Origin of the sequence: Cytophaga sp., assembly GCF_051961495.1 — a bacterium.
GTDB lineage: Bacteria > Bacteroidota > Bacteroidia > Cytophagales > Cytophagaceae > Cytophaga.
Genome location: NZ_JBQCDF010000258.1, coordinates 1 through 10,831 on the forward strand (window position 1 = coordinate 1; position 10,831 = coordinate 10,831).

Below are 10,831 nucleotides of genomic sequence, written 5' to 3' on the forward strand. Positions count from 1 at the left end.
CAAAAGAACAATAAAGAAAAAGAAAGCGCAATCTAGTTAAGAAAGGAAGACTGTTTATAATCTAATATTCTAAACCACATTGGTGTCTTATTACACTCCCGCTTTTCTTATTTTATGCAAGTAGATGTTTGATACAACTAAAGCAATCAGTAAAAAGAAAATCATCGGTGTGCCTTTTGGGTCGTTGATTGCGAAGTGTGTTATAATAGCAGAAATAAAGTTAATACCGAAACCTGCATATGCCCACTCTTTTACTCGTGTTGGAATTTGCGGAACAATCAGTACAACTGCGCCAATAAGCTTAGCGGCACCCAGTTCTACTCTGAAATAATCCGGAAAACCCAGTTTTACAAATCCTGCCGCAACTTCCGGATTAGCAAAGTACATCACTCCGCTCATTAGCATCATAGCAGTAACGATGCCTGTAGCTACCCAGTAAATAATTTTGTCCTTTTTCATAATAGATTTATTTTTTTTGATTGATGATGCAATTTAAGTAAATTTGATTACCAAAAGTTACCAGTTACCCAAAAGTAAGCAGTACAGATATGGTAGTAAAACACAGTCATAAGGAATGCAGTTCGTCATTAATGGCCGTTCGTGATGCATTGGATGTAGTAAGCGGCAAGTGGAAATTGCAGATCATTATTTCCATCAATACAGGAAATCACCGGTTTAGAGAAATTCAGCGCAGCATTCCCAATATTTCTTCTAAAGTACTGGCAAAGGAATTAAAAGACCTGGAAGAGCATGAACTGATCAAACGTACGGTGTACGATGATTCACCGGTATTGGTAGAGTATACCGTTCAGCCTTATGCAGACACATTGGATGATGTGATCAAGGCCTTGTATGATTGGGGTATCCAGCACAGAAAAAAAATATTGAAGAAGTAAGTAAGCTTAAGGCTCAAAGCTTAACGCTTTGTGTGAAAACCTTTAGCGTTAATTTTACATTGCGTAATGTAGATTATATATTAAAAAGGCTTTTTTTTAGGACTTTCAGAAGGCTTTTCGGATGCTAGCTAAAATCAATTTTCAGTATTATATTTCATTTTTTTGCCTATAACAAATTTATATTCTGTTTAATAATGATAATTTTCCTATATGTACAATAAAATTTTGAAATAATACTTGACATTTCAAGTTTAACCCTATATTTTTGTTTTAATCTATACTAAATCTATATAGATTGTATATTAAATAAGTTTCATTTAAAACATTCAAAGCCAAAAAACATTTCTAACTCCTTTTTAAAAGACATGCTTAGTTAAAAAATAAAAGTGTCTTACATAAATGAACAGTCAGCAACAAACTGTTCCATGTTTTACAATCTAAATTCTTGTTTAAAATGGTAGCACTAAAAAACATAACAATAAAAGAGCCGGTATTTACGCTTGGTGAAAAACTAACAGCAGAGCAGTTGGAATTTTTTGAAACCTACGGCTATATCCATTTCAAAAATTTTCTGAATAAAGAAACCGTTCCGGTAATTATAAAAGCATTGGAGGATGTGCAGGAACGATGGATCTCAGAGAACAGAGAAAAAGTAAACGGTGTGCCAATTAAATACGGCGTTGACCTGAATGGTAAAAAAATTGTGCAACGCTTTGCGTTTGCATCTTTATTCAGTGCTGTGCTGCATGAACTGCTGAAAGATCCGCGCCTGAAGGCACTATATCCATTGCTGCAAACGACTGATGAACGGATTGGTGAATTTGAAAAAGATGGTTTGGTGGTGAATCATTACATCAACAGCGATACCAGCAAGTTCACACAAATGGGCTGGCACACCGACTGTCTGCGTGATATTTTTTATGGTAAAAAAATAGCACCTATGTTGAATGTCGGTATTCACCTGGATGATTATGATCCTAAAAACGGTGGATTGAGAATTATTCCGGGTACACATAAGCAGGATCTTTTTGATCTTTTATTCAAGAAGAAATATTATGTGAGCCATAAACCGGATCCGGATGAAATTGGTTTTAACATTACAGCCGGTGATTTAACCGTACACGACGGAAGATCCTGGCATCGTGTAGAGCGCTCACCAATCACAGGTGAAGCCAGCAGAAGAAGGGTTATGTACATTCCTTTCATTGGCGGTGAATACCAGCCGAAAGATGAGAACAGCTCTACACAGCTGTACCAGAGACTTTCAAAGTTTGTACGTTAAATAGCATTCAATGACATATGCACTCGTAACAGGGGCAAGTAAAGGAATAGGCAGATCAATAGCAGAGCAGCTTGCCGCCAAGGGCAAGAACCTGCTGTTGATTTCCCGTTCTGAAGAAGCCCTGAAAGAATTACAATTACACATTACCCAAAAGTATAATGTCCGCGCTGACTACCTGGTGCTTGATCTTGCCCGCGCCGATGCTGCCCCTCAGGTATTGGCATGGCTGACTCAACATAATTATTCAATAGATGTATTGGTGAATAATGCCGGCTACGGATTGTGGGGGAAATTTGATGCACGCACGATTGAAAGCCATCATGAAATGTTGCAGGTGAATCTGTTAACACTTGTACAGCTGACACATGCCTTGCTGCCTGAACTGAAGAAACAAAAACAGGCCTATATATTGAATGTAGCCAGTACGGCTGCTTACCAGGCAGTACCAACCTTAAGTTTATATGCAGCCAGCAAATCTTTTGTACTCCTTTTCACAAGAGGGCTGCGGCTCGAACTAAAGGACTCGGGCGTTTCAGTCAGTTGTTTATGCCCGGGACCTACATCAACAGATTTCGTATCACGTGCAGGCATGAGTGCCGCCATACAGAAAAAATCAGACACCTTCAGCATGACTGCCAATGAAGTAGCAGAGATTGGCTTGCGCGGCATGTACAAAGGCAAGGCAGAGATTATTCCGGGCTTGCTGAATAAAGTCATTGTTGTTTTTACAGCATGGGCTCCCAAATATATTACAGAAAAAATTGCAAACGATCTTTATAAAAAATGAGAATACAAAATCTGATTATCATCCTGGTTGCAGGATTATTAATAGTGAACGTATTAAGTTCTTATATATTCAACACATCAAGTCAAAGCATTGTAAAAGGCGATTCTTATTTTAATCTCATGCGTTACAAAGATGCCATTGCCTGGTATAACCTGGATTCATCCAAGGCAGAAGCACAATGGAAAATAGCACGTGCATATGTTTGCTATGGTGATAATGCACCGGTGTCTGAAAAAGAAACCAATTTCAGGAATGCCGTGAAGGCGGCAAAGCGCTGCATTCAACTGGAAGAAACAAATTCAAACGGACATACCTGGCTGGCTGCGGCCCTTGGCAACACTGCCATGTATGAAGGCAGCAGAACGAAAGTGAAACTATGTAACCAGATCAAAGCTGAGCTGACACGCGCTGTTACGTTAAACCCGAGGGACGACGTGGCTTACTCCATCTTCGGTTCTTTTTACCGGGAGATCGGTCACATCAGCTGGTTCGAAAAGCAACTGGCCTTAACATTCATTGGTAAAATTCCGGACGGCACTTATGAAGATTCTGAAAAGGCCTTTGGTAAAGCAGTTGCACTCACACCAAACATCATGCGGCATTGGTACGAACTAGGTGTTTTGTATACCTACTGGGATAAGAAAAACCAGGCCATTGCAGCCTTCAACAGAGCCAAAACCTGTCCGGTGCTTGTATCAAGCGATTACAAAAGACTTACGGCAATTGCTACACATCTGAAAAATTTATCAGAATAAATTAATCTTTAATAGCATAAGTTATTGATCGATTTTTTAATTCAAAAATAAAGGCTTTCAATTCGTCTTTACCAAAATTATTCACTTCAAAAAAATAATTAGTAGAAGTTTGTTTTAATTTATATTGAATGTCAATGGATATATTTCCACCGCCATTGCGTGTCATGTATTTTGTGTTGATATAAATACATTCCAGGTCTTGATAGATGTATCTCTTTATTCGAACAAACACATAACTTTTTACTATTATAGCATCGGATGTAAACTCAAAAGAGTAATTTTTTGTTGAAACTAAAAAAAGGGATAGCAAAAAAGTTCCCGCAAAGAAAATAACAAAAAAAAGAATAAATATATTGCTTAAGTAATTCGTGTAAACATAATCATAGCCCAGATCAGCAAGATTAATTAATAAACCAGCCAACAATAGCAAAAATGTCATTCCTGCTAAATAGACATACATTAAATATCGGCTAAAGCCTGTGCTACCGGAAATAAATTTTGATCGTTGCATTTAATTTATTTTGGTTAAAGATATAAAAATTACATAGTCATATAGATGATTCTCTCATCTATTAAAAGTTAGAGAGTAAAACTAAGCTCTGATTTGTCAAAAATTAACACTCAAGATTTCCTTCAGAATGTTTGTATATCTTATACTTTAATCTCAAAATTTGAATAATAAGGCATTAAAGTGTATTTTTGAAATTAATCCATTTACAATTTCATCCGGATGAATATTCATTATTTTCAACATGTTCCTTTTGAGGGGCTGGCTTGCATGGAAGACTGGGTTAAACGCCCTAGTAATAAAGTTACAGCAACACGTTTTTACGAAGACGCAAGATTACCTTTTATAGATCTTTTTGATACACTCATTGTTATGGGCGGCCCTATGAGCGTGCATGACGAAAAACAATATCCATGGCTGGCACAGGAAAAAATATTGATCCAGAAAGCAATTGAACGCGGGAAAAAAGTAATCGGTGTTTGTTTAGGCGCTCAATTGATCGCTGAAGTACTTGGTGCGAAAGTGTATAAGAATACGTACAGAGAAATCGGCTGGATGCCTGTTACAAAAACAGCCGGAGGAAAAGAAAGCAAGCTGCTTACAGATCTTCCCGATTCCATGGATGTGTTTCACTGGCATGGCGAAACATTTGATTTACCAAAAGGTGCCGCGCATTTACTTTCTTCTGAAGCCTGCGCCAACCAGGCGTTTTCATATGGAGACAATGTACTGGCACTTCAGTTTCATATGGAAATGACAAACGAGTCAATCAAAACAATCAGCGAATTCTGTAAAGATGAATTGATCGAAGGGCCGTATATTCACAAAGAAGAAACATTTTACAAAGACGATAATATTGTAAAAGCAAACCAGTGGATGTTTCAGCTTTTAAACAAGCTTTCACAGCCTGCTGTTTAACAGAGCATTTATCTGAAGATACAAGCAAAGGAGGAACGAATGATCCTCCTTTATTTTTTTGCAATGTTCCTAAATCTTTCCGGAATGAACATTTATTTTAGTCTATAGAAAATCAGATACATTCATGCAGACAAAAGCGGTTATTGTACTTATTGCTTTGTGTTTAGTTTATATAACACCGGCATCGGCCCAGATCAGTCCGCCTGGTATGGGAGAAACAAATACGGCTGCCTGGGTTGCATTTGGCGTAAGACAATCGCTTGACTCAGCACATAAAATTCAATCATTCAGCTATGCGGGCTTAGGCAGGATCAGTGGCCCGCACACAAACAATCCATTTAAATACCAGGATATCTTTGTATTGAACCAGGAGTTCTATCATAAGTTTCACAAACACTGGCGTTATTCGCTTGCATTGAGTTATCGCAATCAGGATGAGTACGGCGATGAAAAATCATTCAGCAATATTTCGCCTGCACATAAGCAGGAAATACGTATATATGGGCGTTACATGTATGAATTAAAGATGCATAACGTAAAACTTACGGCTACATTCCGTCAGGAATTCAGATCTTTTTTTGATCCTGATTTTAATCAGGAAAATGACAGATATCAATTGCGTTCGCGTTTCCGTCTGCAGGCTGCAGTAACACTGGACCGTGATAAGGTACACCGTTTCACGGCAAGTGCCGAAGCATTATTTTCAACCACACAAACAACCGTACCGGAGAATCAATGGTCGGCGCTGAGTTATAAAGAGGCGCGTTTTTGTTTGTATTACTCCATCAATCCTAAAAATACTTCCTTCACCTACAGCATTGGTTATATGAATAACCTCATCGGACAGGCACAAGCCGAAAGCGTTAGTTACCTTGCCATGGATGTGATCTGGGAGAATCCGTTTAAGGCTTTTAAGCGGGAAGTGTTAAAACCGATTGAGTAATATTTATTTCGTTGAGAATCATTTTTTCATTTCTCTGATAGTCTTCGTATTTTGTATATTACTTAATACAAATATATGGCTAAAGTAAAATCTTCCTATTTCTGTCAGAGTTGTGGCGCGCAATCACCCAAATGGGTAGGCCGCTGTCCGTCCTGCGGCGAGTGGAATACCTATGTAGAAGAAATTATTCAGAAAGAAGATAAAACATCCTGGAACAGCAGTTCAACGAAGGTTGCGCAAAAGCCGCGCCACCTGAAGGAGATCACTTATAACCAAGAGCAGCGCATCATCACGCCCGACAGCGAACTGAATCGCGTACTCGGCGGCGGCATTGTACCGGGCTCTATTGTATTGATTGGCGGTGAACCAGGCATTGGCAAGTCAACACTGATGCTGCAGGTGGCATTGAAGCTTTCTGCGGTAAAAGTATTATATGTTTCGGGCGAAGAGAGCGAGCAGCAGATCAAAATGCGTGCAGACCGCATTGAAGTGCCTTCAGAAGCATGTTTTATTCTTACAGAAACATCCACACAAAATATATTCAAACAGATTGAAGCTTTGCAGCCTGAGGTATTGATCATCGATTCAATACAGACACTGCACTCGGCATTTATAGAATCTGCGGCCGGTAGCATCTCACAGGTGCGTGAATGTACAGCAGAGTTGTTAAAGTATGCTAAGGAAAGCGGTACGCCGGTTTTCCTTATTGGTCATATTACGAAAGAAGGAACCCTGGCCGGTCCCAAGGTGCTGGAGCATATGGTTGATACCGTGTTGCAATTTGAAGGCGACCGGCATTTGTCGTACCGTATTTTGCGCACAACAAAAAACCGTTTCGGTTCAACATCTGAATTGGGAATTTATGAAATGTCGGGCGAAGGCTTACGCGAAGTCACCAACCCGTCTGAGATATTATTATCGCAACGCGACGAAGCTATCAGTGGTATTGCCATTGGCGCAACACTGGAAGGTAACAGGCCCTTGCTGATTGAAATACAGTCGTTGGTAAGCGCTGCTACGTATGGTACCCCGCAACGCAGCAGTACAGGTTTTGATTCCAAGCGTTTGAATATGCTGCTTGCTGTGTTAGAGAAACGCGGCGGCATGCGTTTTGGTGCGCAGGATGTATTCCTTAATATTGCCGGTGGTTTGAAGGTAGAAGACCCGGCGCTGGACATGGCCGTTTGTGTAAGTCTGGTTTCTTCCTTTCACGATGCCATTATTCCACCGGATATCTGCTTCGCAGGTGAAGTAGGCCTGGGCGGCGAGATCCGTGCGGTGAACAGAATTGAACAACGTATTTCCGAAGCGGAAAAACTGGGCTTCAGACATATTTTTATTTCCAAATACAACATGAAAGGGCTGGATCAGAAACGGTTTAAAATCCGCTTGCATGAAGTTGCCCGTTTGGGAGAAGTTTTTGATAATATTTTGCAGAGCTAAATGAATCTGAAAGAAGAACTGGAGAAAGAACATAGTCTGGTGCAGGCAAACAGAATCAGCCATTGGGCGGTTGAATCCAAGGCAAACCTGAAGCAGCTGATGAAAGCTTTTTTCGGCAGGGAAAAGTTGCAGGCACAGCGTGCATCGTGGTCTGCAAGCAAGGCACATGAACTCAAACCACAATGGTTTGACACGTATATTCCCGAATTGATTGCCTGCCTTGAAAAACCTATTCATGGAAGCGTGCGTAGAAATAGTTTACGGATGCTGCAGACCATGGAGGTTCCCGAGGAATTGCAGGGCGTGCTCATCGATCAGTTGTTTAAACTGCTGATGGATTCAAAAACAGAAAGCGCTGTAAAAGCATTTGGTATGAGCACGGCGTATAACATCGTGGTGCATTACCCGGAATTGAAGCAGGAACTTAAAATTATTATTGAGGATCAATTGCCTTATGCAACACCAAGTTTCAAAAGCAGGGCAAAAAAGATCATTAAAAAATTAGAAGAAAAATAAATGGATATACTGACTGAAATAATAAAGGAACTACAGAGCATTGAAGAGCCATTGATCAAGTTGGGTTTATCAATATGCCTCGGTGCTTTGATAGGTGCAGAGCGTGAATATAAAAGTAAGGTAGCAGGTTTCAGAACAATCATCCTGATTACGTTGGGTTCGACCTTATTTACACTTGTTTCTGTTGCATTGATGGGTGAAGGTGATCCTACGCGTATTGCGTCAACGGTTGTAACAGGTATTGGTTTTTTAGGCGCAGGTGTTATTTACCGGGAAACCGGCACGATTCGCGGAATCACGACAGCAGCCGTTATCTGGGCGGCTGCCGCAATTGGCATGATGGTAGGTTTCGGTCTGTTTGCCATTTCAATCATCTCAGTGGTTTTCATCCTGATTATTCTATTATCCTTTTCCTGGTTGCAGAGATATATTGACCGTACCAACAGGGAGAAGATCTATCGCATACATATGACCAACAATGTTGAAAATATTCAGACAATAAAACAATTGATCAAATCCTTTAAATTAAGTCCGAAGGTAATCAACCAGGGCAAGCGCAAAGGATTGATTTATCTGGTGATTGAAGTAGAAGGTCCGGTAAAGTTTCACAACAACTTCATGAAGACTTTGTATGCTTCAGAAATGGTGGAATCATTTGAAGTGTAACAAACTATTATTTTTCTGATTCTAAAGGATTATATCAATAAGCCTGTTCTTTATACCGACCCCAGCGGGGTCGCATGTTTATAGCAAAAATATATAATCAATTTTACGCACAACACCGAAGGTGTTGTGCGTGCTTGTGTTTTTTTGGTTTACTATATGTTATAAACATGTGACCCCGCTGGGGTCATACTTTATTGATAGCGGCATGAACTACTTCAAATCAATCTTACCAAGTTTATACGCTCCATATAAATATCCGACAAGAATCACCTCATCAGTTGAGATCTGATAAGAAAACTTTGGTCGTGTAGCGATTCCTTTCCCGTGATCCGGCGCGTGCATTAATACACGCTTTTTCAATGTGCCGTCTCCATCAACGGTAACCATTGCCAGCTGAGATTTCTGAGGACTCATGGTTCTGTATTGTCTGGCAGCAATGCCTGTTCCGTTCTTCGGGTTATCATTGTAAATAATGTAGACCTTATCCTGGTGAGCAAACACACCAATGGATGAGAAGAACCCGCCATCATTTGTGGTCACCTGGTATTTGGGAATATTGGAGCACCATTGACGATCACCCGTTGAACCAAATTTTGAAACCATAACATTGTTATAATGATAGTAATAAGTAGTGCGGGTTGTTGTTACGCCATTGGCTGATGTTGTAGTAGTAGTAACAACATGTACATAGTATTGTTCACTAACCATCATGACTTCCTCTGCCTCGTTCACGAACAGCTCTTTGATATCGTAATCATAAAGCTGTTCTTTGCCTTTCGCTTTTTTATTCGCCTTGTCGTCTTTTTTGTTATCATCGTCCAGCGGTTTATCATACACAACTGCCAGAAAGGCATCATCAAAGACCTGCTGCCTGGAGTAAACAACCTGGCGGTTCATCAGATCAATTTTAGAAATGAAGGTTCCTCTTAATGCATTGATTTTCTTTTCAGAATAAAAACCAGGTACATACATGAACCTTGAATCATTATCAATCAGAATGGAGATGCCCGTGATCAGGTAATTACCAATCCGCAAATCATATTCTTTATATTCTTTTGTTGAAGGATAATACGACATGACATAATAATTGAAATCAATTTTATCATCGTTGGATCTGTTGTTCACCTCTTCTTTTTTAAGGTTAACACTGTAGACAAGATGGATGTTGCCTGCATTATCAATGATATAGTCCATAATAGATGTGTTTGAACCTTTATAAGGAAGCTCGATAAAGGCATGGCTTTTTTCCACAAAGTTTTCATCTATAACCTTATAATGAAACACTTCTTTCTCATTATACTTCTCCCGGAAATTTGAAAAAATAAGAATGGAGTTGATCTTTTTAGAAAGCCGCACATCATATGAAACCGAGTGCCTGGATGAAAGATTGTCGAAGATATTCACTTCATAAAGTTTGGAATCAATTACTCCATCCTTAGAGATATGCGTCGCGAATAATTGTTTTGTGTTTGCTTTTGAATCATAATAACTCGTGAAAACAATGATTTTGTTTTTCGTGATGAGGATATTCTCGAAAACAGTTTCAGCAGTTTTGGTTAAATAAATCTGAATTTTTTTGGTCCAGAGCAGATTCATGTTTACATCAAACTTTTCTATATAAACATCCCGGTTTGTCTTAAGAATGTAAAAACCTGTCTCGTCTTTACCCAATACATCTGAAGGATCACCCGACTTACTTTTCTTAACGTCATTGCCCCATTTTAATTCCACATCCTGGGCAGAAACGATGTTGGCCAAATGACTTAAAACTAAAATCAACAAAATGCAAAAGTGCTTCATAAATAGTCGTGGGATTATAATTATATTTGACAAATATCCAGTTTAATTATTAGCAATGAAAAGATTAATCATATTATTGATATTTTTTATGACTGTTGGTTTTCAATGCTTCAGCCAGACGGTCCCCAGCGATCATTCAGGCCAGATAAGAGTTTATGATTCCTATCAACCAAAAAAAGGCTCATCCTACGGTGTAAAAAATAAAATATCTGTCAACCCGTTTAGCTTTTTGATCGGTGATTATCCTTTATACTATGAACACATGTTTGGCTCTGCATTCAGCATTGAAGCAGGTGCAGGTGTCACGCATGAAAATT

General features: G+C 39.3%; 12 protein-coding genes and 1 pseudogene. 10 read left to right on the forward strand and 3 right to left on the reverse strand.

From position 1 onward, the window contains the following. Nucleotides 1–90 precede the first annotated feature (90 nt). Nucleotides 91–459, reverse strand: a complete 369-nt coding sequence (locus ACTHJT_RS14410; protein ID WP_440239423.1) for a DoxX family protein — start codon at nucleotides 457–459, stop codon at nucleotides 91–93. A gap of 89 nt (nucleotides 460–548) precedes the next feature. Here ACTHJT_RS14410 and ACTHJT_RS14415 point away from each other — a divergent pair, with 89 nt between their 5' ends. The 4 genes from ACTHJT_RS14415 (at nucleotide 549) to ACTHJT_RS14430 (ending at nucleotide 3,720) form a co-directional block, all read left to right on the forward strand. Continuing rightward, nucleotides 549–896 (forward strand): winged helix-turn-helix transcriptional regulator, encoded by a 348-nt coding sequence (locus tag ACTHJT_RS14415; RefSeq protein WP_440239425.1) that lies wholly within the window; start codon nucleotides 549–551, stop codon nucleotides 894–896. A 454-nt stretch (nucleotides 897–1,350) separates the two neighbouring features. Then, complete coding sequence (locus tag ACTHJT_RS14420; protein ID WP_440239426.1) at nucleotides 1,351–2,178, forward strand: phytanoyl-CoA dioxygenase family protein; 828 nt, start codon at nucleotides 1,351–1,353, stop codon at nucleotides 2,176–2,178. A gap of 10 nt (nucleotides 2,179–2,188) precedes the next feature. Then, nucleotides 2,189–2,965 carry an SDR family NAD(P)-dependent oxidoreductase gene (locus ACTHJT_RS14425; protein ID WP_440239427.1) on the forward strand — a complete coding sequence of 259 codons (777 nt, stop codon included), beginning with the start codon at nucleotides 2,189–2,191 and terminating at the stop codon, nucleotides 2,963–2,965. Further along, on the forward strand, nucleotides 2,962–3,720 hold the full coding sequence (locus ACTHJT_RS14430; protein WP_440239428.1) for a tetratricopeptide repeat protein: 759 nt from the start codon (nucleotides 2,962–2,964) through the stop codon (nucleotides 3,718–3,720). Before ACTHJT_RS14425 ends, ACTHJT_RS14430 begins: the two co-directional genes overlap by 4 nt. A gap of 1 nt (nucleotide 3,721) precedes the next feature. Here ACTHJT_RS14430 and ACTHJT_RS14435 read toward each other — a convergent pair whose 3' ends face one another. Continuing rightward, entirely contained in the window at nucleotides 3,722–4,231 is a 510-nt protein-coding gene (locus tag ACTHJT_RS14435) for a hypothetical protein (RefSeq protein WP_440239430.1), read from the reverse strand. A gap of 219 nt (nucleotides 4,232–4,450) precedes the next feature. Between ACTHJT_RS14435 and ACTHJT_RS14440 the strand changes: the two genes are divergently transcribed. The 5 genes from ACTHJT_RS14440 (at nucleotide 4,451) to ACTHJT_RS14460 (ending at nucleotide 8,714) form a co-directional block, all read left to right on the forward strand. After that, a complete protein-coding gene (locus ACTHJT_RS14440) occupies nucleotides 4,451–5,146 on the forward strand; it encodes a type 1 glutamine amidotransferase (RefSeq protein ID WP_440239432.1) in 696 nt (231 codons plus the stop codon). 124 nt (nucleotides 5,147–5,270) lie between these two features. Further along, nucleotides 5,271–6,089, forward strand: a complete 819-nt coding sequence (locus ACTHJT_RS14445; protein ID WP_440239434.1) for a DUF2490 domain-containing protein — start codon at nucleotides 5,271–5,273, stop codon at nucleotides 6,087–6,089. Nucleotides 6,090–6,164: 75 nt separating this feature from the next. Beyond that, on the forward strand, nucleotides 6,165–7,532 hold the full coding sequence (radA, locus tag ACTHJT_RS14450) for a DNA repair protein RadA (protein WP_440239436.1): 1,368 nt from the start codon (nucleotides 6,165–6,167) through the stop codon (nucleotides 7,530–7,532). Next, complete coding sequence (locus ACTHJT_RS14455; protein ID WP_440239438.1) at nucleotides 7,533–8,048, forward strand: hypothetical protein; 516 nt, start codon at nucleotides 7,533–7,535, stop codon at nucleotides 8,046–8,048. Further along, entirely contained in the window at nucleotides 8,049–8,714 is a 666-nt protein-coding gene (locus ACTHJT_RS14460; protein ID WP_440239440.1) for an MgtC/SapB family protein, read from the forward strand. A gap of 210 nt (nucleotides 8,715–8,924) precedes the next feature. Here the strand turns inward: ACTHJT_RS14460 and ACTHJT_RS14465 are convergent, their stop codons facing one another. Beyond that, the gene (locus ACTHJT_RS14465) at nucleotides 8,925–10,496 is read right to left on the reverse strand and encodes a hypothetical protein (RefSeq protein ID WP_440239442.1); all 1,572 of its coding nucleotides are present in this window, start codon (nucleotides 10,494–10,496) and stop codon (nucleotides 8,925–8,927) included. A gap of 73 nt (nucleotides 10,497–10,569) precedes the next feature. Between ACTHJT_RS14465 and ACTHJT_RS14470 the strand changes: the two are divergent. Further along, nucleotides 10,570–10,831: pseudogene (locus ACTHJT_RS14470) on the forward strand (hypothetical protein); the annotation flags it as partial.

Excerpts from the sequence above, each read along its gene's own strand:
- ACTHJT_RS14410 (WP_440239423.1), bottom strand. The coding sequence starts at position 459 with ATGAAAAAGGACAAAATTATTTACTGGGTAGCTACAGGCATCGTTACT.
- ACTHJT_RS14415 (WP_440239425.1), top strand. The coding sequence starts at position 549 with ATGGTAGTAAAACACAGTCATAAGGAATGCAGTTCGTCATTAATGGCC.
- ACTHJT_RS14420 (WP_440239426.1), top strand. The coding sequence starts at position 1,351 with ATGGTAGCACTAAAAAACATAACAATAAAAGAGCCGGTATTTACGCTT.
- ACTHJT_RS14425 (WP_440239427.1), top strand. The coding sequence starts at position 2,189 with ATGACATATGCACTCGTAACAGGGGCAAGTAAAGGAATAGGCAGATCA.
- ACTHJT_RS14430 (WP_440239428.1), top strand. The coding sequence starts at position 2,962 with ATGAGAATACAAAATCTGATTATCATCCTGGTTGCAGGATTATTAATA.
- ACTHJT_RS14435 (WP_440239430.1), bottom strand. The coding sequence starts at position 4,231 with ATGCAACGATCAAAATTTATTTCCGGTAGCACAGGCTTTAGCCGATAT.
- ACTHJT_RS14440 (WP_440239432.1), top strand. The coding sequence starts at position 4,451 with ATGAATATTCATTATTTTCAACATGTTCCTTTTGAGGGGCTGGCTTGC.
- ACTHJT_RS14445 (WP_440239434.1), top strand. The coding sequence starts at position 5,271 with ATGCAGACAAAAGCGGTTATTGTACTTATTGCTTTGTGTTTAGTTTAT.
- radA (WP_440239436.1), top strand. The coding sequence starts at position 6,165 with ATGGCTAAAGTAAAATCTTCCTATTTCTGTCAGAGTTGTGGCGCGCAA.
- ACTHJT_RS14455 (WP_440239438.1), top strand. The coding sequence starts at position 7,533 with ATGAATCTGAAAGAAGAACTGGAGAAAGAACATAGTCTGGTGCAGGCA.
- ACTHJT_RS14460 (WP_440239440.1), top strand. The coding sequence starts at position 8,049 with ATGGATATACTGACTGAAATAATAAAGGAACTACAGAGCATTGAAGAG.